The sequence below is a fragment of the Bradyrhizobium sp. F1.4.3 genome (genome assembly GCF_040548375.1).
Classification (GTDB): Bacteria; Pseudomonadota; Alphaproteobacteria; order Rhizobiales; family Xanthobacteraceae; genus Bradyrhizobium.
On the sequence record NZ_JBEPRN010000002.1, the window covers coordinates 928,350 to 955,264 of the forward strand.

At 61.4% G+C, this 26,915-nt stretch carries 18 protein-coding genes, 1 tRNA gene and 1 pseudogene; 16 read left to right on the forward strand and 4 right to left on the reverse strand.

The window, feature by feature from the left end:
* Window positions 1–102: 102 nt before the first annotated feature.
* From ABIB73_RS11830 to ABIB73_RS11850, 5 genes are all read left to right on the forward strand, one after another.
* Window positions 103–351, forward strand: a complete 249-nt coding sequence (locus tag ABIB73_RS11830) for a hypothetical protein (protein ID WP_354224144.1) — start codon at window positions 103–105, stop codon at window positions 349–351.
* 1,297 nt (window positions 352–1,648) lie between these two features.
* Window positions 1,649–3,211: a 2-isopropylmalate synthase gene (locus tag ABIB73_RS11835; protein ID WP_354224146.1), complete on the forward strand. Its 1,563-nt coding sequence runs from the start codon at window positions 1,649–1,651 to the stop codon at window positions 3,209–3,211.
* Between the two features lie 181 nt (window positions 3,212–3,392).
* Window positions 3,393–4,394 carry a TRAP transporter substrate-binding protein gene (locus ABIB73_RS11840; protein ID WP_354224148.1) on the forward strand — a complete coding sequence of 334 codons (1,002 nt, stop codon included), beginning with the start codon at window positions 3,393–3,395 and terminating at the stop codon, window positions 4,392–4,394.
* A 185-nt stretch (window positions 4,395–4,579) separates the two neighbouring features.
* Window positions 4,580–5,173 carry a Spy/CpxP family protein refolding chaperone gene (locus tag ABIB73_RS11845; protein WP_354224150.1) on the forward strand — a complete coding sequence of 198 codons (594 nt, stop codon included), beginning with the start codon at window positions 4,580–4,582 and terminating at the stop codon, window positions 5,171–5,173.
* A 168-nt stretch (window positions 5,174–5,341) separates the two neighbouring features.
* A tRNA-Lys gene (locus ABIB73_RS11850) sits at window positions 5,342–5,417 on the forward strand.
* A gap of 338 nt (window positions 5,418–5,755) precedes the next feature.
* Here ABIB73_RS11850 and ABIB73_RS11855 read toward each other — a convergent pair.
* Together ABIB73_RS11855 and ABIB73_RS11860 are read right to left on the reverse strand one after the other, a co-directional pair.
* The gene (locus ABIB73_RS11855; protein WP_354224152.1) at window positions 5,756–7,282 is read right to left on the reverse strand and encodes a site-specific integrase; all 1,527 of its coding nucleotides are present in this window, start codon (window positions 7,280–7,282) and stop codon (window positions 5,756–5,758) included.
* 420 nt (window positions 7,283–7,702) lie between these two features.
* Entirely contained in the window at window positions 7,703–7,966 is a 264-nt protein-coding gene (locus ABIB73_RS11860) for a hypothetical protein (protein WP_354224154.1), read from the reverse strand.
* A gap of 260 nt (window positions 7,967–8,226) precedes the next feature.
* Here ABIB73_RS11860 and tenA point away from each other — a divergent pair.
* Both tenA and ABIB73_RS11870 read left to right on the forward strand, forming a co-directional pair.
* Window positions 8,227–8,902, forward strand: a pseudogene (tenA, locus tag ABIB73_RS11865) (thiaminase II).
* A 188-nt stretch (window positions 8,903–9,090) separates the two neighbouring features.
* The gene (locus ABIB73_RS11870) at window positions 9,091–9,807 is read left to right on the forward strand and encodes a DUF1353 domain-containing protein (RefSeq protein WP_354224156.1); all 717 of its coding nucleotides are present in this window, start codon (window positions 9,091–9,093) and stop codon (window positions 9,805–9,807) included.
* 23 nt (window positions 9,808–9,830) lie between these two features.
* Here ABIB73_RS11870 and ABIB73_RS11875 read toward each other — a convergent pair whose 3' ends face one another.
* Window positions 9,831–10,457, reverse strand: coding sequence for a neutral zinc metallopeptidase (locus tag ABIB73_RS11875; RefSeq protein WP_354224158.1), 627 nt, complete (start codon window positions 10,455–10,457; stop codon window positions 9,831–9,833).
* Between the two features lie 1,114 nt (window positions 10,458–11,571).
* Here ABIB73_RS11875 and ABIB73_RS11880 point away from each other — a divergent pair.
* From ABIB73_RS11880 to ABIB73_RS11895, 4 genes are all read left to right on the forward strand, one after another.
* Window positions 11,572–12,465 carry an eCIS core domain-containing protein gene (locus ABIB73_RS11880; protein WP_354224160.1) on the forward strand — a complete coding sequence of 298 codons (894 nt, stop codon included), beginning with the start codon at window positions 11,572–11,574 and terminating at the stop codon, window positions 12,463–12,465.
* 440 nt (window positions 12,466–12,905) lie between these two features.
* Window positions 12,906–13,364, forward strand: coding sequence for a hypothetical protein (locus tag ABIB73_RS11885; RefSeq protein ID WP_354224162.1), 459 nt, complete (start codon window positions 12,906–12,908; stop codon window positions 13,362–13,364).
* A gap of 62 nt (window positions 13,365–13,426) precedes the next feature.
* Window positions 13,427–15,136 (forward strand): 3'-5' exonuclease, encoded by a 1,710-nt coding sequence (locus ABIB73_RS11890; RefSeq protein WP_354224164.1) that lies wholly within the window; start codon window positions 13,427–13,429, stop codon window positions 15,134–15,136.
* 90 nt (window positions 15,137–15,226) lie between these two features.
* A complete protein-coding gene (locus ABIB73_RS11895; protein WP_354224166.1) occupies window positions 15,227–15,940 on the forward strand; it encodes a hypothetical protein in 714 nt (237 codons plus the stop codon).
* A gap of 192 nt (window positions 15,941–16,132) precedes the next feature.
* Here the strand turns inward: ABIB73_RS11895 and ABIB73_RS11900 are convergent, their stop codons facing one another.
* Window positions 16,133–17,293, reverse strand: a complete 1,161-nt coding sequence (locus ABIB73_RS11900) for a cysteine desulfurase family protein (protein WP_354224168.1) — start codon at window positions 17,291–17,293, stop codon at window positions 16,133–16,135.
* An 88-nt stretch (window positions 17,294–17,381) separates the two neighbouring features.
* Here ABIB73_RS11900 and ABIB73_RS11905 point away from each other — a divergent pair, with 88 nt between their 5' ends.
* The 5 genes from ABIB73_RS11905 to ABIB73_RS11925 all read left to right on the forward strand — a co-directional run bounded on the left by ABIB73_RS11905 (window position 17,382) and on the right by ABIB73_RS11925 (window position 26,896).
* Window positions 17,382–18,338, forward strand: coding sequence for a DUF4007 family protein (locus tag ABIB73_RS11905; protein ID WP_354224170.1), 957 nt, complete (start codon window positions 17,382–17,384; stop codon window positions 18,336–18,338).
* Window positions 18,339–21,714: 3,376 nt separating this feature from the next.
* Complete coding sequence (locus ABIB73_RS11910) at window positions 21,715–22,542, forward strand: phosphoadenosine phosphosulfate reductase domain-containing protein (RefSeq protein WP_354224172.1); 828 nt, start codon at window positions 21,715–21,717, stop codon at window positions 22,540–22,542.
* 9 nt (window positions 22,543–22,551) lie between these two features.
* Window positions 22,552–24,180, forward strand: a complete 1,629-nt coding sequence (locus ABIB73_RS11915; RefSeq protein WP_354224174.1) for a DEAD/DEAH box helicase — start codon at window positions 22,552–22,554, stop codon at window positions 24,178–24,180.
* Window positions 24,152–25,975: an ATP-binding protein gene (locus ABIB73_RS11920; protein ID WP_354224176.1), complete on the forward strand. Its 1,824-nt coding sequence runs from the start codon at window positions 24,152–24,154 to the stop codon at window positions 25,973–25,975. Before ABIB73_RS11915 ends, ABIB73_RS11920 begins: the two co-directional genes overlap by 29 nt.
* A 3-nt stretch (window positions 25,976–25,978) precedes the next feature.
* On the forward strand, window positions 25,979–26,896 hold the full coding sequence (locus ABIB73_RS11925) for a phospholipase D family protein (RefSeq protein ID WP_354224178.1): 918 nt from the start codon (window positions 25,979–25,981) through the stop codon (window positions 26,894–26,896).
* Window positions 26,897–26,915 lie beyond the last annotated feature (19 nt).

Genomic DNA, 26,915 nt, shown 5'->3' on the forward strand with positions numbered 1-26,915 from the left:
CCCGCTCTTGCGAGGTTAACCGAACCCGAGTTTGGGGCCTGTCAAGCCTTGACCTCCCGCGCAATGCTGCGCAGAACTTTGAAACAAAAGCCGGAGCCAATTGTGCAGGGCATCGCCGTATTGATCGTAATGCTCGGGATCGCGTATGCGGCCGGCTATTTCACGCGCGATTTCAAGTCCCGCAAACGGCGTGCCCACGCCCGCCGCTGGCGCGACTACACGCAGCCGGACTGGCTCCGCCCCTCAGTTCCCGCTAACACCAATGAAACCCTGTCCCCCGTCGTCGTCGGCGAGCTCGGCCAGATGCTGGATCGCTGGGAGAGCCGGGCCCGATCCCGCCGCACGGGATAGGACGGACCGCAGGATCGTGGCCCGAATCGAGCGTAAGTGAAATCCGGGGGCAGGTGGTCCCGCTCATGCAGGCTTCGAAGCTTGCCACAAGCCCTAGCGTCGCCCGACGGGCAAAACACGCGATCGACAGGTCAATCCGCGGCTCGTGAAATATTCGCCTTTACAGAATTTCTGATTTATCGCATCCTGCCGCCATCCTGATCCGGGAAAAGGGGCGGTCGTACGTCGTCACGAGCCGCGGATCGGGCTGCGGTGGACGCGGGAAGCGCCGGGCACGAGACGCGGGAGCAGGGCGGGATGAACCCCGTGAGATCCCGGCGGCGTGCGGACGAACGGCGCTCGAAGCGTACGGCAAAACGTGTGGTCCTGGCCGTCGTTGCTACGGTCAAGCCTTTGCGGAGGCGGCGTCGCTTCAACCGGGGCGGCGTCCGTGAATTTCGCAGAAGTGACGGAGACAAGACCGAATTCGTCTCCGGGGAGAGCGCGCATAAGCCGTCAAACCACCGCGCAGGGAAGGCCGGATGTTTCGGCTGCCCTGTGTCTCTCCTGTGCCTTGCGTGTGCAACATTCTCGCACGGGAGTCTTGCGGGTGCCAGCCGGCACCCGGCCTTCCCTGCGCCCTCTTTTCCGAGAGGGCGTGACGAGCAGAGCAAAACTCGGGCGGAATGCGCCGCGAGACGGCGAAGGTGTGTCTGATACTTGAATTGGAGAAGTCGATGCCCGGAGCTCCAATCTATCACCGTCACCCTGAGGTGTGCGCCCTGGGGCGCAACGCGCCGCAGGGCAAGCCTCGAAGGGCGGCGGCCCGGCTCCACCAGCTCGGCCGTGCATCCTTCGAGGCTCCTCATGGGACGCGCTGCGTCCCATGCCTCGCACCTCAGGATGACGGAGCCGATAAGGTCGTCATTCCGAATAGCGCCCATCTCCCGCAACCCAGGTCAGCGCCCCTGACTATCTTTTGGCGTTGCAGTTGCGCCCATTTCTCGTCTAGAAACGGCGCACTGAGCTGCCCGGCAACGAACCGTCAACGGTTTTGACCGAGGATTAGGGGCTCAAAAGGGTCTGGCAAATGCTGATTCGCGGCCACATCGATGGGATTTCGGGGGAGGTGGCTCTGGCCGCCGCCACGATCCCGGCCGCGCTGCTGCCCACCCTCCTTATCGGCGGGCTTCTTCTTACCTGCCCCTGAGGGCCGGCTGGGCGCCACGCGCCTGGGCACTCAGGGGATGTACGAGATCAGCGGACCCCGACAGCGCCCAAGGAATGACCGGCGCGAAAGCTCAAAAGGAAATTTGAAATGGCCCCCGTGAACAAGTCCGACAAGGACCGCGTCATCATTTTCGATACCACGCTGCGCGACGGCGAGCAGTGCCCCGGCGCCACCATGACCTTCGAGGAGAAGCTCGAGGTTGCCGAGATGCTGGACGATATGGGCGTCGATGTCATCGAAGCCGGCTTCCCCATCACTTCCGAAGGTGACTACCAGGCGGTGAGCGAAATCGCCCGCCGCTCCAAGAATGCCGTCATCGCTGGCCTGTCCCGCGCGCACCCGGCCGATATCGATCGCTGCGCCGAGGCGGTGAAATTCGCCAAGCGCGGCCGCGTCCACACCGTCATCGCGACCTCGCCGCTGCATATGCGGGTGAAGCTGAACAAGACCCCGGAGCAGGTGCTCGAGACCTCGGTCGCGATGGTCGCGCGCGCCCGCAACCAGATCGACGATGTCGAATGGTCGGCCGAGGACGGCACCCGCAGCGAGATGGATTATCTGTGCCGCATCGTCGAAGCCGTGATCAAGGCCGGCGCCACCACGGTGAACATCCCCGACACCGTCGGCTACACCACGCCCGACGAATACACCCACTTCATGAAGACGCTGATCGAGCGCGTGCCGAACTCGGACAAGGCGGTGTTCTCCGTGCACTGCCATAACGACCTCGGCATGGCGGTGGCGAACTCGCTGGCCGGCATCATCGGCGGCGCGCGCCAGGTCGAATGCACCATCAACGGCATCGGCGAGCGCGCCGGTAACGCCGCGCTGGAAGAGATCGTGATGGCGATCAACGTGCGCAACGACAAATTCCCCTACTGGAACAAGATCGACACCACGCAGCTCACCCGCGCCTCGAAGGTGGTGTCGGCGGCGACCTCGTTCCCGGTGCAGTACAACAAGGCGATCGTCGGCCGCAACGCGTTCGCGCATGAGAGCGGCATCCACCAGGACGGCGTGCTGAAGGATGCCTCCACCTACGAGATCATGCGGCCCGAGATGGTCGGCCTGAAGCAGTCCTCGCTGGTGCTCGGCAAGCATTCCGGCCGCCACGCCTTCGTGCACAAGCTGGAGGAGATGGGCTACAAGCTCGGCCCCAACCAGCTGGAAGATGCGTTCACCCGGATGAAGGCGCTGGCCGACCGCAAGAAGGACATTTACGACGAGGACATCGAGGCGCTGGTCGACGAGGAGATGGCGGCCTCGCATGACCGCATCAAGCTGACCTCGCTGACCGTGATCGCCGGCACCCATGGCCCGCAGCGCGCGACTATGAAGCTCGACGTCGACGGCCAGATCAAGATCGAGGAAGCCGAGGGCAACGGTCCGGTGGACGCGGTGTTCAACTGCATCAAGCGCCTGGTGCCGCACGAGGCCAAGCTCGAGCTGTACCAGGTGCACGCTGTGACCCAGGGTACGGACGCGCAGGCCGAAGTGTCGGTGCGGCTGTCGCACGAGGGACGTGCGATGACGGCGCGTGCGGCGGATCCGGATACGCTGGTGGCCTCGGCCAAGGCCTATCTCGGTGCGCTCAACAAGATCGTCATGAAACGCCAGCGCGACACGGTGACGACGGCAGCGGCGAGCTGACGAACGCAGTTCGTCATTCCGGGGTCGGCTCTTCGAGCAGCCCCGGCGTGACGGCGTTCATGATGAATAGCTGCCCTGCTAACGGCCAATAGCACGCATGGGCGCCGGCCTGTATGGATGCTCCCGGCATGAGGACAGGCCGCCCGCGCGCCGGACGGCCCAAAAACAACAGGGAGAGATTATGCGCACCTTCGCGATCGCGGCGTCCGTCGCGGCATTGGCCTTGGGTCTTGCCGGCCCAGCCAGCGCCGACCCGATCATCATCAAGTTCAGCCATGTGGTCGCCACCGACACGCCGAAGGGCAAGGCATCGGAGAAGTTCAAGGAACTCGCCGAGAAGTACACGGGCGGCAAGGTCAAGATCGAGGTCTATCCGAACTCTTCGCTGTACAAGGACAAGGAAGAGCTCGAGGCGCTCCAGCTCGGCAGCGTGCAGATGCTGGCGCCGTCCAACTCGAAATTCGGCCCGCTCGGCATCCGCGAATTCGAGGTGTTCGATCTGCCCTATATCCTTCCCGACCTGAAGACGCTGCGGAAGGTGACGGAGGGCCCGCTCGGCCTCAGGCTGCTCAAGCTGCTGGACTCCAAGGGCATCACGGGTCTCGCCTATTGGGACAACGGCTTCAAGCAGATGAGCGCCAACAAGAAGCTGGTGACGCCGGCCGATTATCAGGGCGTCAAGTTCCGCATCCAGTCCTCGCGCGTGCTCCAGGCGCAGTTCAAGGCGCTCGGATCGCTGCCGCAGGTGATGGCGTTCTCGGAAGTCTATCAGGCGCTCCAGACCGGCGTGGTCGACGGGCAGGAGAACACCTGGTCGAACATCTATACCCAGAAGATGCACGAGGTGCAGAAGTACATCACCGAGACCAACCACGGCTACATCGGCTACGTCGTGATCGTGAACAAGAAGTTCTGGGACGATCTGCCGGCCGACATCCGCGACCAGCTTTCCAAGGCGATGAAGGAAGCGACCGACTTCAACAACGCGCAGTCGCAGAAGGAGAACGACGACGCGTTTGCCGAGATCAAGAAGAGCGGCAAGAGCGAGATCATCAAGCTCACGCCGGAGCAGGACGAGGCGATGCGCAAGGCGATGGAGCCGGTCTACAAGGACGCCGCAAGCCGCGTCGGCCAGCCGCTGATCGACGAGTTCCTGAAGGAATCCAAGAGCACGACGAACTAATATAAACAAACGATGAATGAAGGGCTTTCGCGCGAGCTGCGCGGAAGCCCTCTGTTGCCAATGATGTCAGACTGCGGCTGAATCGCAGGCGTTACATCTTGATAAAAACGCTCTCTGTCCAAGTTGTAAGTTGCACCTTGGCCCCGCGACCCTCATCTTCAGAACATCCTTCAGAGGAGGCTCGTATGAGGAAGTTCACAATCGCCGCCATCGCCGTGCTCAGCATCGCCGGCTCGGGCGCGGTCTACGCCCAGTATCATCGCCCGTGGATGGAGCACTTTCGCCACATCCGCATGAATCCGGAAGACCGCGCCGCCTTCGTCGACGCGCGGATCGCCGCCGTTCATGCCGGGCTGAAGCTCAACGCCGATCAGGAAAAGCTGTGGCCGCCGGCCGAGGCCGCGGTGCGCGACTTCGCCAAGCTGCGCATCGACCGCGCCAATGCGCGGATGAATGCCGGCCCCGGCGATGCCGCCAAGGACGGCAACAAGGACGCGGACAAGCCGGAGGATCCGGTCGCCCGTCTGCGCCAGCGCGCCGAGGACATGGGGGCGACCTCTGCGGCCCTGAAGAAGATCGCCGATGCCGCCGATCCCCTCTACAAGACCCTGGATGACGGCCAGAAGCGGCGCCTCGCCCTGCTGACCCGCCACCGCGGTCCGTTCGGCGGCGGCGAAGACGGCCCGCCCCACCGGTTCATGGAGCGCGGCATGGACCGCTTCCACGGCGGCGACCGTTTCGACCGGGATGGCGGCCCGGACCGGGAGGGCCGGCTCTGAGCGGCCCGGGATTCCCCGCGGATTAACCCTTGCGAAGCCGCTGGAATCCAGCGGCTTTTCGCATTTTTGGACTTGTGGAAGAACCCTTGGAAAACCTTTGCCGCATCGCTTGCCAGACCCGGATCGCTTTGCTAAACGACCGGCCTCGCAAGGCTTTGACCGCCTTTCGGGCGCATAGCTCAGTTGGTAGAGCAGCTGACTCTTAATCAGCGGGTCCCAGGTTCGAGCCCTGGTGCGCCCACCACCCTCAAGAGGTTGGCCCGCAAGGGCTTTTTTAATTTCCCCGACAGAACAAACCCGGTCTCGTGCGACGCTTTTTGTGGTCGTACGTCGCACGCCGTGCGACGAGTCGGATATTTGGGAGCGTTGTTCGTCGGGCCAGGGCGCGGACGATCGCCGACGGCTACCCGCGCGTTCACGGTGACCCAGTGCCGAAGCGCTCGGCTCGCTCCAGGAACGACCCGAAGCACAGAGCGTCGGATTGGTGGTGGCGCGCTGCACGACTCTGGCTTCAGCTGAAGGCTTAGGGCCGGGACCATGCACCGCAGAAAAACACCGACCGAATGACCTACCGGTCTACGTTCAGCCCTTCATGCCTTCCTTCCGCACCTGCAATTCAAGCCTGTCGATGCCGGAATCGGCCCGAGCCGCGTTGCGGGCGCGGTAGTGCTTCACGATGGTTTGCGCGCTTCGATATGAATGCCCGGTGATGTCGCAGATCGTCAGCAAGTCGCAGCCAGCCCGATCGAGCAGCATGACGCAGGTATCGCGTAAGTCCTGGTCGTGCTTTTGGTCGAGTTCGCCGGCGCCATTGACGAACATCAGCGCGGGACAAGGCTTCAGACGCCATGCTGTCTCATCGCCATTGCTGTCGCGTGCGGCCTGCGCATCCAGCCAATCCGCTAATGCACGCTTGCGCTGATCGACCGCTCGAGCGCGCTGCGCCTTATTCACCTCATCCAGAGGAAAATTTGCGAACAGCCTATCGATATTTTCAATCAGTTCGGCGTTCAGTCGCTCTGCGCGGATAATTGCCTGGCGCACGTTGTCGCGCGCGAGAAATCCGAAGATAGCGACGGCCCGGGCGGTCGACACCCAATGGTGATAGGTACTCTCGTCATAAGGCTCACCATTGTCCTCGTTAACCACGAGTTCGGGTGGCACCTTATCCAGTTGAAGCCGAAGCTTGAGTTCCTTTATTCGTGCACGCGAGGCATTTAGCCGGGCGCTGAGTTGTGGCGCCTCTTTGATGTCGACAAGTTCGCCGGTCTTGCTCTGCCGGAACGCGTGCCGGCCCTCGACGTCGCTCTCATTCCGGATAATTAGACGGTCAGTCTGGCGCTGCCCAGTGAACAGCGCCAGATGAAAGCTGTCGCCGACCGAAGGCCGTTCGATCGCATCGGCAGCGGCGACCCAAGCGGAAAATTCGGGCATTGCAACCTGCACGATGCGTCCGTCTGGATGATCGAACTCCATTCCCTCCCGCGGGTTGGGTCCGAGACGCCACATGATGCTTTCCTGCCCCCATGTGAACGCCGCTGAGAGCGTTGCTATCATTGAGAGCGCCATATGATGGCCGCGAGCCGATTTCGCATAGTTATAGAAGGCGCGGAACTCCGGTTTGCCGATTGATGTCGGAGTGGCAGTCGCGATCGCCTCGAGTTCTCGTGCGGGCTCGGCCACGCCGAGCAGCTTGGCGGCACGGATTTCGGCACGCATCTTTGCCGCGGATTCGCGTGATTGCGGTCGGTACAAGATAGCGGAGATACATTTGCGATAGGAAGATTGCGAGGCGGACGACAGCGCCTTGAACTCAACCGACTTGCTCCAATCGTCCAGAAGATCTTCGATCGTAGAACGCTTCCGGATCGTAATTTTCTTCGGCAGCTTGCCGGCACGGCGAGCCGCCTCAATTTCCGACTTTCGTTTGTCTGAAAAGTCTGAGGCTTCTTGGAGATTGAACCACGCACCGACCGGACGTCCTTTTTCATCGTACGGCGGATGGCGCAAGTCGGCATCGACAAAGCCGAGTGCCCTGGCATAGGCGCCGTGCGACGATCGAGGACGGCCATCACGCCACTTCACATGGGGAAACTTGGGATCGGCCATAAAGAGCCTCAGTGCCGGTAAGAGATGGCACTCATTGGAATCTAGCGCGATCTAGTCTGTCAAGCGTCGTGCTGGCCGTAGGCTCTGCGCAGCCGCTCGCGGTGTTCCTCGTCGCTTGCTGCCGGCGGTGGCGCGAATGCGTCATTAGCAATCGTCTTTGGGCGCATAGGATGGTATCGGGTAAGCCAAGTATCGAAGCCCGTGCGTTCCCATTTCAGCGGTCCTCGCTCGCTGATCGGCGAAGGCAAGCCATCGCGCTCGTGCCTGAGGTGGCGCGTTCGATAGAACGTATCTAGAGAGACGCCAATCGCTGTCGCGACCTCGGTCGAAGAATAGGGTGGCTGCATGCTCTGGGGACGCAAATATAATGCCTCGCCACTCTTGGCTTTTTGAGCGGCGAAGCAAAATGAACAGATAAAGCTACAGGCGAGAAGCATTCCTCACCGCGCGTAGGGAATTCGGCTTATTTGGAGTACGAACAGGATGCCCCGGCGGACATTTGTCCGCCGCCTTCGGGGATTCAAGATAGATGCGTAACTGGTGCGGCGAGCCAACCCTCACGTCATGGGAGCGCAAATTCCACTGCTCGGTCAGCGGATTCGAACCTGCAACCAGACCGTTATGAGCGGCGGGAAAATGGCCGCCGCCGTTGATTTTCCTGCGCTTTTCGTAGAATTCGACCACGTTCGCTGCGCTTCGTGCAGGTTGTTTCTGGTGCGAAACTGGTGCGGCTCGTCTGCAATCGAAACTTGGACTTAGGGCATTGCGTTCTGTTGCTGATAACGTGAGAACGCAAATCAGTCCCGGCGACCGACGGCAAGCGAATTCCGTACGCCATCGTGCCGGCTGATCCCCGCGGCCTATCAAGGTCAGCGTCCCGGTTCGCGCGCTATCGGTAGCGAGCAAAAAGGGTTCATAGGAAAGCAAGCGAGGTGAAATAGATAGTGAGTTTCTTCGAGCGTCTAAAGACAAAAGCATCCGCTGAGTGGCGGGCCTACACCGAGCATCCGTTCACGGACGGGTTGGCTGACGGCTCGCTCCCCGAGGCGGCGTTTCGTCACTACCTCGCTCAGGACTACCTGTTCCTCATCGAGTTTGCTCGCGCCTACGCGCTCTCGGTCTACAAGTCGCCCAAGCTTGCCGATATGCATGAAGCGGCGGCCGGCCTCGCGGCCATCCTCGACGTCGAGATGAACCTGCATGTGAAGCTCTGCGCCGGTTGGGGCCTATCCCCGAGCGACCTCGAACAAACCCCTCCGGCGGTCGAGATGCTGGCCTACACACGCTACGTGCTCGACGCTGGAATGCGCGGCGATCTGCTGGCACTCAAGGTGGCGCTTGGCCCCCTGCGTGATCGGGTACGCGGAGATCGCCACGCGGCTCGCCTCGCGACCCGATGCGGACGCTGCGACGAACTCCTATCGCGTTTGGATCGCCGAGTACGCCGGCGTGCCATACCAGGATGTCGCGGCGAAAGCGCGGGCGCACCTAAAACATCTCGCTGATCTCTATGCCACGCCGGCCCGCGAGGTAGAGCTGGTTGCGATCTTCAAGGAAGCCACCCGACTCGAGGCAGACTTCTGGGAGATGGGGTGGCGCGCGGGCCAGCATGTTGAATAACCTTGTCACGCCATCGTAACGCTCTCAATGAGCTTAGAACGGGTGTGTAGAATGCGCGACGAAATCCTCGCGTCCAATCGACGCGCCAGGGAGGTCAAAGCAGTTGCAAGCAAGGATTGCTTCACGATAGGCTATCGCGCTGCAAACAGTCTCGTGACGGTATCCATGTCATGATCATGGGGGATAAGATGTCTGCCATCTATTTGCGGGTAGCAGCTGTCATTGCGGTCCTGATCCCAGCTACCCTTGTTCACGCCCAGAGTTTCGACGGCGCGGCCAAGATCGAGCAGGTTGATGCCTCACATTGGAAATTGCTTGCTCCTCTAACCTATACCGACAAAGGTAATGTCCCGTGGTTTGCACCAAAGGATTATGTGACAGACGGAGCCACTATTCCGCGGCCCTTGTGGCCAATCATAGGATCGCCATTCACAGGCAACTATGTGAGGGCCGCTATTATTCACGACGTGTACTGCGATCTAAAGAGCAGGGATTGGAAACTGGTTCATCGGACCTTTTATGACGCGATGATCGCGGGTGGCGTATCGCCAATCCAAGCCAAGATCATGTACTACGCAGTCTACCGCTTCGGTCCAAAGTGGGTGGTCGACAAGACAATCAGATGCCCTTTGGGATTTATTTGTAACCAGGCGGGACCGCCGCTTCAGGTCACCCTGCAAGCGCGTCCGCAACTGAACGTTGACGACGCAAAGCGCGCAAAAACTAAGATTGAGCAACAGAACCCTGATGTCAGCGAAATCGAGCAGATGGCAGACGAGGAATTATTCTCCAAGGACAGCCAGATACAAGTGTCTGGAACTGAAAAGAGCGCGAATGGCGACGTTCGAACGTTAAACCAGTCCTTTCCTGGCTCTGCATTGTTTAGGACTCTGTCAAACGATTGACGAAGCAGCGTAAAACAAGCGGCTCACAAGCTCAGTCCCCTAACATATTCAAGGCCACGTTCCGCGACTAGTTCAGGGCTAACCCGCCCCCCGAGGCCTAATAAATAGCCTGCATACACGGCATCGCCGCGCTGTTCGTATGTGCCATGGCTTACGGCTACGTACTCTATTTGATTGGCCTCTTTCTTATCGCCAGCCTCGAATTGTGTGACAGCCTGCGTTAACGCGTCGTAGAGAGGATCAATCCGTTTGCGATGGGCGCCGTAGTATCCGCACACGAAGTCAGCGTGCAATTCGATCTTGATATCACCCTTAGGAAGCCGCTGAAGCTTGTCATAGACTGTCCTAAACTGAAGGATGTGCCCATACTCGTGGGCGCATGTCGCCGTTAGCGCGGAGCCGAAGTCCGCGGATTTAGCCCGAAGCAGCTCAATCATCCTCCGTCCCACGGCAACCGTGCCGTCTTTCGAAGAGCCCAACACCTCGGTCAATAAGGGGGTCTGGCAGGAGAGGGCATTTGGATTTTTAGCGGGGTCATCGTAGAGCGCAAAGTTTGGCCGGATACCTAGTTGGTCCCCGAGATCAGCCAGGATGGCTATCAGGCCATTCCCATAGTCGACGTTAAGGTCAAGCTTCGCCAGTCCGGACAAACCCCCGCTCGCATCTGCGGGAGCTGTCTGATACCGGACGCATGTCGGAACCCTTTGGGTCTGCGCAAAGCTTGGACTTACCCAGCAGGCGCAGGCCATCCCGACTAGGAAGTCACGGCGTGTAACCATCCCTCACTCGCACATTTTTGGCCAGCGGCGGCACGCTTCTATTCGTTGTTGGCTAGAAGCGGCCGTTGACACGACGCCCGGGCATCCCAGTTGCGTTGGTGGGGTAAGGGTCTGTTGCCCTCCCGGTGTGTAGGGCGGAAGCACTGCGGGAGGTCCCATCCCGCCAGGCAGGTTCATTCCGGGGCGCAAGGGTATTGCAACGATAGACACAACAACTTGCGGGTCGCGGGTCACGTTGACAACCCAGTCAACAATCGCTGGCCCATGATAAGTCCGGAAGCTGAGTTCGCTCCCATTTGGATATTGCACTTGCAATGTTTGGCAAATTCTCACATTGCCGCCGGGAAGGCTCATCAACAGGCTCTCGATAACTGGGATTGCCCTTTGCGCGCCTAGTGCCAAGTTAGTCGGATCCGGACTACCCCGCTGGAAATCATCGATCATTCGTTGATGCGCTGCTGCCGGGTCAACGAAGTATAGGTATTCAGCGAACGCCTCTCCGCGAGGCCACAATAACAACGCAGCAAAGGCTATCCAAAAAGACAGTCGGCCAAATTTGTTAAGCATCAGAGAACAAGATGAGCGAGGCGACATCTGACTACCTCGGATAAAGTTTCTAGCAGAAGAATAAGTGAAATTGATGAAGTGAGCTAGTACAACCGATAATGACTGAATGTTTTTTGCTTGGTGTGGCGACATTTCTGCTTAAGGCTCCGCCCTCGCGCGGCACTAGGAGAGCCCGCCGGGTCTTGGTTCTCCAGCGAAGGCATGTGATGTCTGCTTTGCGCGCGCGCCGCGAGGCAAGGGTACACGCAGCAGTATCACCGTATGCTAGGCCTTGTTGGACACATCCTGGTGGCACATCTTTGTCGCAGCGTCGCACAAGTTGTGATCTGCTTCATAGTCTTCCGGCGGATTGTGGTCCAGGATTTGGTTTTCTGTACCGGAGCCCTAGCCTGTAAAATGTCTCACGTGGGAGGCTGGAATGCGCCGAGCGGTAATTTACGCGAGCTGGAGTTTGTTCGCCCTTGTTGCGGCCACTTTCGGTGCAGCGCGGGCGGATAACATATTCGGCGGTCCGAACTCAATTTTCAACAATCCTGGTCAAATTGCCGGGGGGCGCAACTCGGTTATAAACAACCCCGGTCAAATCACGGGTGGACCCAACTCCGTTATAAATAATCCCGGCCAGATTACGGGAGGACCTAATTCCGTTATCAACAATCCTGGTCAAATAACTCAGGGCATCGCAAGCGCTCTCAATGAGCTACAAGCAAGCGTGTTGACGGGACCCACTTTAGAGCGAGCGATAGTAGAATCGAGAAATACAGCCATAAACGGCTCTATGCCAATACCTCCAAACGTACGTCGGGCCATGACCGGCTACATAGACGAGGACAGTCTAAACAGGGCGAGATTCAAAATAGGTGACAATGGCTTTATCAATCTCGCTCGTTTGATAGAGCAAGGAGGTCAGGCCTCCGCCGTCACCCTCATCGACGTCATCGTCTTTCGAGGGCCGAGCGAAGCAAATGATCTTTCGATGTGGGCGCATGAACTAACACACGTTGGTCAATACGCGGCATGGGGAGTCCACAGCTTTGCGGTTCAGTACGCCCGCAACTGGCGCAGCGTTGAAGACCCAGCCTACGCGAAAGGCAATGGTTTTGCTGGGTGGTACAACCAAAACCAGACTAATATGCCCCCGGCAACTATGCCTGTTAACACGCTGCCTCAAGTGTATCCGCTCCCTCCCGCAAACATGCAGCAGGTCGGTGCTTTTTGCTACACGCAGGCAGGGCGCTTTGGTCCGGGACCTATTCAGCCACAGGGTAATCCTTGCTTCGTGGGCAACATGCCAGGACGAGTCGGCCCCTAATTAGTCAGGGCGTCGGGACGCGGACTTTGCGTTGATCTGTTCTTGCGTGGCGGGCATAGGATTCTGGCGCTGACGATCACGCGCCTCAAAGCAAGCAATCAAGATTTAACTGGTGCAACAATAACATGGGCGTTCCCAGTTTCATCCTCCCGGGCGCGCCGTCGGGGCCGATGTCGCTGGACGAGGCCGCGGGCGACTTGGACGCCAACCGCGAATCCGATTGTAACCTCATAAGTTGTGCGCTCTACTCCATACCCGCCTCGAAAAAGGCGAGGGCTTTCGGGGGTCAATTGGGCTCGTGGCGAACGCCTTGCGCGAGAGAAACCTCGGCGGTCAGTCGAGCCTGCGGGACGGGCCCAAAGGCTTACGATGAGTACCGATATTAAGGAAGGGCGGAAAAGTACCGCTCCGCTTGTCCGCTGCATGGGCCTTCGTATCTAATGCCAAAAATCACCTTGCGACCCAGCTTCTCGAAAGATCTGGACGGCCTGCGACGCTCCTCGCGCAAGCACTATCAACGTGCCTGCGAGATTCTTTTGGAGATTCAACGCGACCTCGATCCATCGGCTCCACGTCGAGCGGAAACGCGCATTCCGAAGTGCGTCAAGTACGAGCTGCCGGACGGCTATCGCCTCGTCTTGCAGCGAGGCGACTCCGATGGCGTGATGGTAGCCCTATCCGTCGGCACCCATGATCACGTCAGCTCCTTCCTGGACGGGCACAAAGGATACGTCTTTGACGAAAAGACCGGTCAGCTTCGCGAATTGCGAGTAGGAACGGCCACTGAAACGGCCGTGGAAATGGTTCCTTCTGCCGCTCTGCAGGCCGAACAGAAAATTCCGCATCAAGCCTCGCTCCGCTGTTCGACGGTTTCACCGACAACATGCTTCGAAATCTAGACGTACCCGACGAAGACTTCGCTGCCATCCGGGGGCTCTCGGATCCCAATGATTTCGAGTGCATGACGCTCCTGCAGGCTTTGGCCGAGACGGTGCCCAAGGCCGCGGACGCATTGCTGGCCTTCGCAACGGGCAATTCCGAAACCCGCCAAACGGTTGTCGATCTGGCTTCCGGTTCGGCAAAGTTGGCGGAGCAGTTTCCCGAAGCGGCAATGCAGGACGGATTGGGCCGATCCGAAGAGTTCTTCACGTTCGAGGATTCGAACGCGCTTCAAGAAGTGCTCGATCGCGGCACACTTCAGCAATGGCAGCTATTCCTCCACCCCGATCAACGATCGTTGGTGGAGCGGACATTCTCGGGGCCGGCGCGGCTGCGCGGCATCAGCGGATCGGGAAAGACCGTCGTCGCACTGCATCGCGCGAAGCGCCTCGCGAAAGCGGCGCTCGAAAACGGTGAGAAGGTTCTGTTCACGACCTTCGACAAGGGTCTGGCCGCGGCCGCCGGGCGTCTCCTCGATGAATTGTGCGGTCCCGAAAGGAGCGCGATAGAGGTGACCCATCTTCATCGCTTATGCCTCGACTACATATTTCAACGTGGACTTGGAAACCCGAAGTATTCCCCCGAGCAGAATCGTCGATTTCGGAACGACGCGTTCTGGAACATCTCGGCAGAGCACAAGGGCGCGCTCAAGGCCATTCCCCACGAGTACCTCTCGAGCGAAATCGACTTTCTGATGGGGCGCTTCCTGCATGAGGAAGCGGAATCATATCTGACGTGCGATCGCAGCGGCCGCGGCCGCGGTCTATCCCTGGAGCAGAGGCGCGCGGTTCTGGACGTCTATCTGTCGTACCATCAGTCGCTCGCGAATGCCGGCCTGGTGGACCCAGCCGACTTCGTCAGAATAGCCTACAGCCTCAAACTGAAAGAAGAGGGGACGGAGTCCAGCTACGCCGCCGTGATCGTCGACGAAGTTCAGGACATCTCGGAGATCGCTCTCCGACTGTTGCACTCGCTCGTTGGGAATCGTGAGGACGGTCTCCTGCTGGTTGGCGACGCCACGCAACGGATCTTCACGCGAGGGTACTCGCTGCGTGGACTCGGTATAGATATCTCCGGGCGCGGACTTGTCCTGCGAAAGAATTATCGAAACACGAAGCAGATACTCGAAGCGGCTTTTCCGCTCGTCGAGCAGGAGTGGAACGACGACATCGCTCAAGCCGAAGCCGGAATAGCCGATCTGAAGCCTGAATTCAGCGTGCGGGAGGGCACGCGACCTATCGTCGTCCGTTGCCCCGACGAGTTGGCCGAGTCCCGCTTCCTAGCGGCCGAGGTGGCCGCTCTGCTCAGGTACAAGCACTACACGCCGCGAGACATCTGCATCCTCGCCCGAAACAGGCACTATCGAGCGCTGGCCGTCACTAGTCTCAGGGCGGCTGGAATTCCGGTTCACCTATTCCGCGATCCCGATGCCGGCGAGGTCTCGCCGGACAGAAACGCTGTCCGGGTAAGTTCGCTCCACGGCGCAAAGGGCCACGAATTCGGCACGGTGTTTGTCGCCGGGGCAGTCGACGGTGTCATCCCGCTGGGATCTGATTTAGATTCGCAGAATGCCTCGTCCGAGGCCGCAGTCCTTTACGTGGGCATGACACGGGCCCGAGATCTTCTGTACCTTTCCCACGCGTCGACCGATCGCGACGGAAAGCCCCTGTCCCGATCCTCCTTCATCGACCGTATATCGAAGTCGTGCGACTTCGCGGAGTTCGATCGCTGACAAGATTTCGCCCGCGCCAAGGCTCCTTCAAGCCTCCTGGCGGAAGGCGTGCCACGCCTTACGGGCCTCACAAGCCGTGGTAGCCGCAACATGATGGTTGATACTCAGATCCTTTCGTATGCCTTCAAGGGCCACCGCCACATGGATGGCGTGCGCATCTCCTCCGTGGTCGCGCACGAATTTCTCGAAAGTTACGATCCCGGGTCTCGGACTAACGCGAAATATTACATCCGGTATCACCCGGGGCACGCCGTGCCGCCCCGGCACGAAATACCGTCAGACCACAAGCCGATCAGAGGCGAGCGCCTCGTCTTCGATTTCGGAGGCGAGTATCCCAAGCTTGTCCAGCATGGTAGCCGTTCGATGGCGGCACTTCTGAACGATCGGAACGCCCCCGCGTTCGCCAACATCATCTGGTCCCTCGACAAGAAGTTGCAGAAGCGTTTGAAGCAGCGCTTTGCGTTCCTTTGCACTGCGATTGCCGATTGCGTTCCGCTCAGCCGAGAGACGGCGGACGTCGGACTGACGCTGCTCGCGAAATTCTGCGAGACGCACAACATCAAGGACAATGTCCGCAACTCCGTGAATGACATCATGATACTTGCCGCCGCCATCACTAGTGGAGAGCAGCTTGATACGGCCGATACGCTGTTGGGCCGGTTCGTAGCCGATGCGTACAAGGCCGTAGCCACCCCGGTCGGCGTGGCTTCCTTGAGGATCGACTTTCGGCGCGTGCACCAAGGCAAAAAGCGCGTTAGCGCGGAGAGCAAGGGCTACATCAATCGCGGCTGGCAGATTGCCTAAGGCATCAAGCGCACAGCGGCGCGGGCGTAGGTCAACTGATAAACGGGACGAAATTGCCGCGTGCAATGCGCCCGCCATAGTGCCCGGTCCGGGGCCAAGTTTCCTCGGAGCATTCCCGAACGTTCTCAGAGGCTTAGCGTGCTGCCCGGGATCGGGCCGGTCCGCGAAATTCCGACAAAGCCGAGTTGGTATCTACGCAGCCTCATCGCCGGAGATCGCCTCGGAAAGTGCCTCCATGGCTGCGGCAACATCTGCCTCGGTGGTGAATCGACCGAAGCTGAATCTCACCGAGGAATCCGCTTCCTCACCCGTCAGACCGATTGCCCGCAACACGTGCGAAGGCTCGGCGATCCCGGATGAGCACGCCGAGCCTGAGGAAATGGCGAGTCTCGGTTGAAGCGCCGCGATCATATCCCGGCCGTGCCTGCCGCGAAATCGTACATTGGAATTGCCCGGATGGCGGGAGGCCCCGGTACCGTTGATGGCGATGGGGTGTCCGAGTCGTCGGAGGCCGTCTTCGAAACGGTCACGGAGAGACGCGATCACGGCCCGTTCACTGACGGCTTCCTGTGTCCTAAGAAGCGCCGCCGCGGTACCGAAGCCTACGCAAAGGGGTGTCGGGAGCGTGCCTGCCCGCAACCCCCGCTGCTGTCCGCCGCCGTAGATTTGAGGCTCGATCGAATTACGGACGTCGCGGCGCACGTAGAGCGCGCCGATCCCCTTGGGGCCGTAGATCTTATGTGCGGAGAGAACGAGCAGGGGAATCCCGCACCTCTCGACGTCGAGGTCCACAGCCATCGGAGCTTGCACGGCGTCGCAAACGAGATAAACGTCGGATGCGGCGCAGATCGCCGCGACGGCCGCGATATCCTGAACGGTGCCGATCTCGTTGTTGACGGCCATCGCCACCACGCAGATCACGTCATCAGAGATCGTCCCGGCGAGACGATCGAGATCGATCCGACCCTCATGGTCGACCGGTATCGTCTCGACGATCGTCCCGTAACGGTCCGCAGCTGCCCGCGCGGCGGCGAGCGCGCTCTTGTGTTCGATCGAAGACACGAGCATCCGCCGACGGGCGGCGGGTGCGCGGTGGGCCAAACCGAGTATCGCGAGGTTGTTCGCTTCCGTGGCGCCGGCCGTGAAGACGATCTCGTCGGCCTCCGCGCCGATCAGCCGGGCCACGGACGCCGCGGCCCGCTCCACCGCCTCGTCCGCGCGCCAACCGAAGGCGTGTTCGACGGAATGCGGGTTGCCGAACGATTCCGACCAAAAGGGCGCCATCGCGTCGACAACGCGCTGATCGACGGGAGTGGAGGCCATGTTATCTAGATAGACGGGACGCTCGGTCATGCGCTGGGGACTTCATCCAGTTTGCATTGACCCTAACGCCGGGGGCCCCTACTGTCCACCTGGAGACATCCGCCAGGGGAGCCCATTCGTGAAAAGCCCGTTGTTCGAGGACGGCTACCGTTCGCAGTTTTCCGGTCACGAGACCTTCCCCCTGCGCTACGGTTGGTTGAAGAAGGCTTACGATGCCACTTCGGAAACCGCCGACGAGGCGAACAACAAGCGTACCGTGTTTCTCGCCGAGGACGCAATCGCAAGATTTGGCGTCGGAAAGAATATGGTCGCCTCGATCCGGCACTGGGCCACGGTGACCGACGTCATCGAGGATGACGATGACCGCATCAGGCCGACCGCCTTCGGTAAGCTGATCTTCGGGCCCAGCGGGCAGGATCCGTACATGGAGCATCATGCGACCATGTGGCTGCTGCACTGGAAACTCTGCGGCCGAGCGACCAAGACGACTTGGTTCTGGGCGTTCAACCATTTCGGAGCGCAGACCTTCCGACGCGACGATCTGATACAGGGACTACTGAAGCTTGCCGCATCGCGAGGGTGGCCCAAGGCGTCCGAGACGACGGTGCGTCGTGACGTCGAATGCTTCCTGCGAACGTACGCGTCGCCGGCCGCGTCCCTCGTCGGCGCTCCCGAAGATGCGCTCGAATCCCCGCTCGCCGAGCTCGGCCTCGTGAGGACTGTCGGGCGCCGCGACGACTATCAGTTCGCAAGAGGTGCGAAGCCCACCCTTACGGCGGGCGTCTTTGCCCAAGCGCTGCACTCCTTTTGGGAGCGGGTCGGCGCCACCCGAACGCTGTCCTTCGAGATGATCGCGCACGAACCGGGCTCCCCCGGCCGTGTCTTCCTGCTTGACGAGGCGGCCCTCGCCGACCGGCTCGTCAAGCTCGAGGATCAGACCGAAGGCCTATTCCGATGGTCGGAGACTGCCGGTCTGCGGCAGGTCGTGCGCGGGGGAGGGGTCGATGGCCGGGCGATCAATTCGCTGATCAAGGCATCATACAAGAAGAGCAAGAACGGGGAGATGCGATCATGACGCTCCTGGACCGGGTCCGCGTCGCGCCGCGATTCCAAAGGGCGATCCGCATCGACACCGACGTGGACGACCCGCGCGCCCTGGAAGGATTCCTCTGCCCACAATCCGCGGTCGAGACGCTGCTGACCATGGCCCGTCACGTCGCGGAGACCGGTCACTCGGCGTTCACCTGGACCGGTCCGTACGGTAGCGGAAAGTCCAGTCTCGTCGTCGCCCTGAACGCGGTTTTGGGCGGCGACGCGAAGCGCCGCGCCCGCGCCGCGGAAATCGTCGGCAAGAAGTCATCCGAGCAGTTGTGGAAATCGATGCCGCCGCAATCGAAGGGCTGGCGCATGCTGCCCATCGTGGGACGGCGTGGCCCCCCGGTCGAAGCGGTCGGCGAGGGCCTTGCGGCGGCAGGGCTGTGCAGGCGTCCGCGCGGCGAGTGGACCGAGGCCAAGGTGCTGGAGACGCTTTCGCAAGCGGCCAAGGAGCAGCCGCGTACGCACGGCGGACTCATCCTCGTCCTCGACGAGATGGGCAAATTCCTGGAAGGAGCCGTCGGCGAGAACACCGACATCTTCTTCTTCCAGCAGGTAGCCGAACTCGCGACCAGAAGCAGTGGCCGCCTCGTCGTTATCGGCATCCTGCACCAGGCCTTCGAGGAGTATGCGCAACGCCTGTCGCGCGAACAGCGCGACGAATGGTCGAAGGTGCAGGGGCGGTACGTCGACCTTCTCGTCGATACGGCCGGCGAGGAGCAGCTCGAACTTCTGGCGAGGGCGATTCAGGTCGATGGGGCCCGCCCTGACCGGTCTAAGTCGATCAAAGCGGTCGCGGATTCCATCGCGAACTCCAGGCGAGGCGACGCAGGCAAGATCGGCGCGACGCTCGCAAAGTGCCTGCCGCTACATCCGATCGTGGCCGCCCTTCTGGGGCCGATCTCGCGCCGCCGCTTCGGACAGAACCAGCGCAGCGTCTTCGGTTTCCTCAATTCGGCCGAGCCGTACGGCTTCCAGGAATTCCTGCGCACGTCCGACGACGGCGAAACCTACGATGCGCCGCGTCTCTGGAACTACCTCCGCTCCAATCTGGAACCTTCAATCCTTGCGTCTCCCGACGGGCATCGATGGTCCTCCGCTGTAGAGGTGGTTGAGCGCTGCGAAGCGACGCAAGGCGAACGTCTCCACGTCGATATGGTGAAGGCGATCGCTGTCACCGAATTGTTCCGCGAACGATCCGGCATCGCCGCGACGAAGGCGCTACTGTCCAACTGCATCCCCGGCACCTCCGAAGCGGATGTGCGCGCGGCACTGGACGACCTCGCGATGCGCTCGCTGATCGTGTTCCGGAAGCACCTGAGCGCGTATGGCGTCTACGCCGGCAGCGATTTCGACATCGAGGCGGCTCTCGAAAAGGCCATGTCGGAGCAGCTCCAGCCGGACTTCGCATCCCTGCGGTCACTCGCGTCGTTCCAACCGGTTGTCGCCAAGCGTCACTATCACGAAACAGGATCCCTGCGTTGGTTCGACCTCGACGTCCTCCCGGCGTCCGAACTCAAGAGCCGCGTCGAGCGGTACAAGGTCGGCAAGGGCGCGATGGGGCTGTTGCTCCTGCCTATCCCGACGGCGAACGAAACCGTGGAGGAAGTCCTGGCCACCGCGCGCGAAGCGTTGTCGAGCGACCGGGACATCCTGATCGGGGTGTCGCCCAATGCCGCAATGGTCCTGGACGCCGCGAAGGAAGCGCTTGCACTCGAGCGTATAGGCGAAGAGCGACCCGAACTCCACGGCGATCCCGTCGCGAAGCGCGAAGTCATGGCCCGGCTCTCGTCCGCGCAAAACCAGCTCGAAAACGTGCTTCGGCTGGTGCTGGACTCCGCATCGTGGGTGCGCAGGGGCGTGGCGAACAAGGCGCTGACTGCGGCCGATCTCAGTTCGCTCGCATCCAATCTCGCCGACACCAGATATGGTGCGGCGCCGAAGCTCTTCAACGAGCTTCTGATCAGGGTCTCGCCGTCATCGAACGCCAACACGGCCAAGAACGTGCTGTTGAAGGCAATGGTGGCGAGCGAGGGGATCGAGCGGCTCGGCATGACCGGCTTGCCCGCGGAGGCGGGATTGTTCATCTCGCTGTTGGAGAAAACGGAGCTCTACAGGCGGGTCGGAAGGAAATGGAAGTACGTAATACCCGGCACCGACGACGTCGACCCCGCCGGACTGGCACCGTTGTGGAACGCCACCGACGACTTCCTGCGCAAGCACTCCAAACGCGTCGTGCCGCTCAACGAGATCTTCAACTTCTGGCGCGATCCGCCTTTCGGCATCAAGGACGGTGTCCACGCGGTGCTGGGCCTTGCGTACGCGCTGTCGCGCCGGGACCACCTGGCCTACTACAGGCAGGAGGTCTTCCAGCCCCAGTGGACCGACTACGACGCCGACCTCCTGATCAACGATCCGGGAGACATCCAGGTCCGCTGGCTGGAAATCTCTGCTTCCGGACGCAAGCTCCTGGAAGGTGTGCGCGACGTTCTGGCCGAATTCGACGAAGCGGAGGCCGCGCTGTCGAATTCTCCGCTGGACGTCGCCCGCGCGCTGGTCGCAACGTTCGAGGCGTTGGAGCCGTGGACGAAGCGCACGGTGCGACTCGACGCCGAAGTGCTGTCTACCCGCGACATCCTCCGTCACGCTTCGGATCCGAACACGCTTCTGTTCGACGACCTTCCGAAGCTGTTCATGGGAGATGACGGTACGACCGACAGCAAACGCGTCCGGGAGGCGGTCGCGCGCATCGGTTCGACCGTCCGCGTCCTCAAGAGTCGCTACAGAAGCATGCTGGACGAACTGCTGGCGCTCATGCTGCGCGAGCTCGACATGGACGGCGTATCGGATCCCGCCGCAGTCCTGCGCGACCGGGCGGAGAACGTCCAACAGATATCGGGCGATTTCGATCTCGACGCGTTTGTGCTGCGGCTATCCCGTCCGCTGGACGACAAGGTCGACATCGAAAGCATCGCCAGCCTCGCCGCGCACAAGCCCGCCAAGGATTGGAGCGATGCCGACCTGGATCGGGCGCGGGTCGAGATCGTGGCCTTCGCGCAGCGTTTCGTCCGGCTGGAGGCGCTGGCGATCGTGAACGGGCGCAAGCCGAAGCGGCATGCGATGGCCGTCGTGGTGGGCATGGGCGACAGGCGCGACGCCCGCTCGCACGAGTTCGCTATATCCGATCACGACGCGCAGGCGGTGCGTGACGTCATCGCCACCGTCGAGCAGGCCATGAAGTCGGCCTCCAAGCAGCGGAAGAACGTCATACTCGCGGCACTTGCCGAGATCAGCTCGCGCTACATGGACGAGCCGTCGGACCGCCCGACCGCGGCGCCGAAGGTGGGAGCGAAGGCATGACCGAACGGCACGTGCTGGGATTGTCGGGAGGGCGCGATAGCGCGGCGCTCGCCGTCTACATGCGGCAATTCCATCCCGAGATCGAGATGGAATACTTCTTCACGGACACCGGCAAGGAACTGCCCGAGGTCTACGTCTTTCTCGACCGGTTGGAAGGAATCCTGGGAAAGCAGATCGTCCGTCTGAATCCGGACCGGGACTTCGACTTCTGGCTCAAACGCTACAAGAGCTTCCTGCCTTCGGTGCGCACGCGCTGGTGCACCCGCATGCTGAAGATCAGACCGTTCGAAGCGTGGGTCAGACCGATGCTCGATGCAGGAACGAAGGTCGTGAGCTACGTCGCCATCAGGGCGGACGAGAACTTCCGCGACGGATACACCTCCACCTTCGACAACCTCGTCGTGAAGCTGCCGTTCAAGGAGGCGGGAATCGCGAAGTCCGGCGTCATGGAGATCCTCGAGGGCTCCGGGCTTGGATTGCCCGAATACTACGAATGGCGCTCCCGCAGCGGATGCACATTCTGCTTCTTCCAGCAGAAGATCGAATGGGTCCGGTTGAACGAACGGCACCCGGACCGGTTCGAAGAGGCGCAGGCCTACGAAAAGACCGCGCTAAAGAATGGATCGCCGTTCACGTGGAGCGAAGGGGAATCGCTGGCCGAGCTCATAAGACCCGAACGCGTCGCGGAGATCCGCGCGGACCACGAGAGGCGGGTCGACAAGCTGCGGAAATCGGTGCGACCCAATCCCCTCCGCCCGAACGCTCCGCCCGAGATCGAAGAACTCTATGCGGACGCGGGTTCCTGCGTCGTCTGCCATAAGTGAAGCACAAGGATGATCTCCGTCCCGGGCATTTCGATCAGAGAGCTGCTGGAACGGGCGCCTGAAGCCGCCCTGCGGGACTTCGTGGGCGAAGCGCTCTTGGGCGTCCTCGCCATCTTGAACCCGGAGTTGCTCACGAAGGACAATCTGGTCGTTCTGGCCTTGCGCTCGGCCGAGCCGTGGCAAATGCTCCGCGATCCAGAGTCGCGTGACCGACTGATCGCGATGCTGCCGGTCGCGAAGGCGACGGAGCTTGCCGAAAAGCTGGCGCTCGGTGTCACGGGAAACCGCGTTTTCGACCGGCTGTCCGACTTCCTCCGGAAGAACGGATCGGACAATCGTCTGCTCGAATTCTTCGGTGTCGCCGTTCCCGAGCGCGCGCCCGGCGGAGAGGAATCCGCCGAGCGGACGGTCAAGCCCGCATATCCGCTGTTCGCGCACCAATTGTCGGTGGCCGACCGGGCCCGTGACGCTCTCCGGGAGCACCCCCACAAGGCTCTCGTCCACATGCCGACGGGCGCGGGCAAGACCAGGACCGCGATGCACCTAGTGTGCGAATGGCACAATCGCGCCGGCGATAGGCTGGTGGTCTGGCTTGCCCAGAGCTCCGAACTTCTCGAGCAGGCGGCCTCCGAATTCGAGAGGGCATGGTCTTCGCGCGGCCGTTCCGCCGCGAACGTGTACCGCTACTGGGGGGACTACGAACCCGACCTCTCGCAAGCCCGAACCGGCGTGCTCGTCGCCGGGTTCGCCAAACTGTACGCGCTCTACCGCAGGGATCCGAACATGATCCTGCGCCTTGGCGACCGCGCGACGCTGACGGTGGTCGACGAAGCACACCAGGCGGTCGCTCCCACCTACGGGTCCCTGACCTCGTTCATCTCGGACAAAAGACCCGGCAACGCCCTTCTGGGTTTGACGGCAACTCCGGGCCGCACATGGTCGGACATCGCCAAGGATGCGGAGCTGTCGGCATTCTTCGACAACAGGAAGATCACGATCGAGGCGGAGGGTTACGAAAACGCCGTCGACTTCCTCATCGATAGGGGCTTCCTCGCCCGCCCGACCTTCCGGGTGCTGGAGGCCGAGGCGGGCGCAGGCGACGGAAAACGGATCACTGCCGGCGATACGGACGAAATCACGGGTCTGGGCGAAAACGACCGCCGAAACGTCCAGGTTCTCAATGCGATAGAAGACCTTGCGACCCGGCACCGCCGCATCATCGTTTTCGCCGCCTCCGTCGGCCACGCTCATCTGCTGTCGTCGATTCTGACGCTCCGGGGCACCGAATCCCACGTCGTCACGGCCTCGACGGACCGCAATTCCCGGGAGCGTATACTACGCAGGTTCAAGGGCAACGGAGTTGAGCCGCAGGTCGTGTGCAACTACGGTGTGCTCACGACCGGATTCGACGCGCCCAACACGAGCGCGGCTGTCATCGCCAGACCGACCAAATCGCTCGTCCTGTACAGCCAGATGGTCGGAAGGGCCATCCGGGGTCCGGCAGCGGGCGGAAACGCGACGGCCGAGATCGTGACGGTGGTGGATACCGATCTGTCGGGCTTCGGAAGCGTGGCTGACGCTTTCGTGAATTGGGAGGACGTGTGGGGCAATGGCGGTCGGAGCGAGGCAACTTCCTAAGGACAGCTACATCATCCCGGCAGAGCTCGCCATCAAGGCGATGCGCGACAGCGGATACCGCAACACGGCGTATGCGCTCGCCGAGCTCATCGACAATTCGGTGCAGGCGACCGCGTCCGTCGTCGAGCTGATCTGCAACGAAGAGATGATCCAGGTCGGCGAACGACGGCGCAGGCGTGTGAAAAGCATCGGCGTCCTCGACAATGGCTCGGGCATGCCGCCCGATCTGCTGCGGCACGCGCTGCAGTTCGGATACGGGACCCATCTCGACGATCGCTCGGGAATAGGGCGTTTCGGGATCGGGCTCCCGAACGCCTCGATCTCGCAGGGGAGACGGGTCGACGTGTGGACCTGGCAGCGCGGACCGGCGAACGCCGTGCGCTGCTATCTCGACGTTGACGAGATCGAGGCGGGCAGCATGCAGATGATTCCGGAGCCCGTCTTGGATCCCGTACCGTCCGAGTGGCGCGCCCTGTCGGTTGGGCTTGGAACCACCGGCACGCTCGTCGTCTGGAGCAAGTTCGACGAGGAAAGGCTGACCTGGAAGGGTGCGAAGCATACCCTGGAAAACACCGGGATGCTCGTGGGACGCATCTACCGCAAGTTCATCGCAGACGGATCGCTGCGCTTGCGGCTGTGCGCAGCCGAAGGCGGGCAAGTCGTGAAGGAGCAGGATGCGCAGGTCAACGATCCGCTGTACCTGAGCGCGCCTTCAGTAACTCCCGCGCCCTTTGACGCGACTCCGATGTTCCAGACGTTCGGCGAGCGGGACGAGGAATTCCACATCGAATTCGGAGGCAAGACCCATGTTGTCTACGTCAGGGCGTCTTGGGCCACGCCCGCCACCCTGCCCGCGGACGGCACCGATCGAGGCAGCAAGGACTACGGTAAGCACGCCGCCAAGAACATCGGCGTGTCGATCGTGCGCGCGGGCCGAGAGCTCGACCTCGATCCATCCTGGACCAACAGCTACGATCCGCGCGAACGCTGGTGGGGCCTCGAAGTCGAATTTCCGCCCGAGCTCGACGAGATCTTCGGCGTCACCAACAACAAGCAGGCGGCGACGACCTTCTCGCACATGGTCAATTTCGAATGGCAGACGGAAGCCGAACCGAACGAATCGTACGTCGAGTTCAAGAGGCGCCTCACCGAGGAAGGCGATCATCGGGTCCCGCTGATCGAAATCGTGCGATACATCGAGAAGACGCTTTCGACCCTGCGCAACGCGATCGCGGATCAGGGCAAAGGCCGACGCGGCCCGGGCAAGCGGCACGACGACACGAACGTCGAAGACAGGGCATCAACAAAGTTCAAGGAGCGTGCCGACGCCGGCCATACGGCTCCAAGCGACGCCGAAGTATTCAACGACGCGGCGCAGGATAAACTTGTCGAGGATCTCGTCAAGGAGAAGAAGTACGAGGAGGACGTCGCGAAGGAAATCGCGGCGGCGGTGCTGCTTCGCCGACGCAAGGTGATCTTCGTCGAGACGGCCAGCGACATGGATGCCTTCTTCGCGGTGGAATCGAAACCCGGTGGCGTAACCGAGATCGTCTTCAACAGGTCGCACCCGGCCTACGATCTTCTGATCAAGACGCTCGACGCGGATACGACCCAGGCCACCGAGAAGGATCTGGTCAACCGCATCGTGAACGCTTCGGACACCATCAAGATGCTGTTCGCAGCGTGGGCCCGGCAGGAGCTCGAAGACGTGCCCAATCGCGAGAGGATCCGGCGGATGCGCCAGGACTGGGGCCGGATGGCGCGAGACTTCCTGACTGACGAGAGCGGGGACTGAGCGTTGGCATTGGGTGAAATGCTTCTCGAGGCCGCACGCACGGCGCGCGCCGATGCCTGCCTTATCGCGCCGTTCATCAAGGCGGAGGTCATCGAGCGCATATTCGCCGAACTGCCCCAGGACGTCCGCGTGGACGTGGTGACGAGATGGATCCCGGCCGAGGTCGCGGCCGGAGTGAGCGATCTCGAAGTATTCGATCTCGTTTCGGCCCGCCCGGGTGCACGGCTGCTGCTGAACGGCATGCTGCACGCCAAGCTCTACCGGTTCGATCAGACCTACAGGCTAGGTTCGGCCAACCTGACCGGAAGAGCCCTAGGATGGCGGGCTCCTTCGAACATCGAAATACTGCGAACGGCGGACGGCCCGGACAAGGACCTTCGCACTCTCGAGCGGACGCTACTGTCGACGTCGATGCCGGCAAACGCGCGGTACAGGGACGAGATCAGGCAACAGGTCGATCTGCTGGTGAAATCTGGATTCGATCCCCGGCCGCTCGCCGCCGAGATAGGCGGTCTCGCGGCGTCGTGGCTGCCGACCTGTCCATCGCCCGAAAAGCTATGGGACGTGTACTCCGATCCGGTGAACACGCGCCGCAGGATGGTGGAATCGTCCTTCGAGGCCGCGCGTGCGGACATCGCATGCCTGGAGGTCGGCTCCGGACTGAGCGAAGTCCAGTTCTACCGCGTGATGTCGGGCGCCCTAAACCAGATGCCGCTGGTTCGTCTCATCGAGCGCGAGGCCGAAACCGGGCTGGACGCCGGGCGAGCCGTCGAACTGATAGCCTCCGCAGGTGGCGCCGCGCCATACGCGACGGACGAGATGTGGGAAATTCTGGCCGCGTGGCTGCAGTATTACTTCCCGGACCGATATAGAATGGAACCGACGGGCGAAGTGCTTCGCTACGGGCGCGTTTTGGGGTGATCGGGGTCGAGTTGAAACG

What these genes read in the sequence shown, in the direction of transcription:
- ABIB73_RS11870 (WP_354224156.1), top strand. Translation starts at nt 9,091, where the DNA reads ATGTCTGCCATCTATTTGCGGGTAGCAGCTGTCATTGCGGTCCTGATC.
- ABIB73_RS11840 (WP_354224148.1), top strand. Translation starts at nt 3,393, where the DNA reads ATGCGCACCTTCGCGATCGCGGCGTCCGTCGCGGCATTGGCCTTGGGT.
- ABIB73_RS11880 (WP_354224160.1), top strand. Translation starts at nt 11,572, where the DNA reads ATGCGCCGAGCGGTAATTTACGCGAGCTGGAGTTTGTTCGCCCTTGTT.
- ABIB73_RS11895 (WP_354224166.1), top strand. Translation starts at nt 15,227, where the DNA reads ATGATGGTTGATACTCAGATCCTTTCGTATGCCTTCAAGGGCCACCGC.
- ABIB73_RS11910 (WP_354224172.1), top strand. Translation starts at nt 21,715, where the DNA reads ATGACCGAACGGCACGTGCTGGGATTGTCGGGAGGGCGCGATAGCGCG.
- ABIB73_RS11835 (WP_354224146.1), top strand. Translation starts at nt 1,649, where the DNA reads ATGGCCCCCGTGAACAAGTCCGACAAGGACCGCGTCATCATTTTCGAT.
- ABIB73_RS11915 (WP_354224174.1), top strand. Translation starts at nt 22,552, where the DNA reads ATGATCTCCGTCCCGGGCATTTCGATCAGAGAGCTGCTGGAACGGGCG.
- ABIB73_RS11885 (WP_354224162.1), top strand. Translation starts at nt 12,906, where the DNA reads ATGCCAAAAATCACCTTGCGACCCAGCTTCTCGAAAGATCTGGACGGC.
- ABIB73_RS11855 (WP_354224152.1), bottom strand. Translation starts at nt 7,282, where the DNA reads ATGGCCGATCCCAAGTTTCCCCATGTGAAGTGGCGTGATGGCCGTCCT.
- ABIB73_RS11890 (WP_354224164.1), top strand. Translation starts at nt 13,427, where the DNA reads ATGACGCTCCTGCAGGCTTTGGCCGAGACGGTGCCCAAGGCCGCGGAC.
- ABIB73_RS11900 (WP_354224168.1), bottom strand. Translation starts at nt 17,293, where the DNA reads ATGACCGAGCGTCCCGTCTATCTAGATAACATGGCCTCCACTCCCGTC.
- ABIB73_RS11845 (WP_354224150.1), top strand. Translation starts at nt 4,580, where the DNA reads ATGAGGAAGTTCACAATCGCCGCCATCGCCGTGCTCAGCATCGCCGGC.
- ABIB73_RS11920 (WP_354224176.1), top strand. Translation starts at nt 24,152, where the DNA reads ATGGCGGTCGGAGCGAGGCAACTTCCTAAGGACAGCTACATCATCCCG.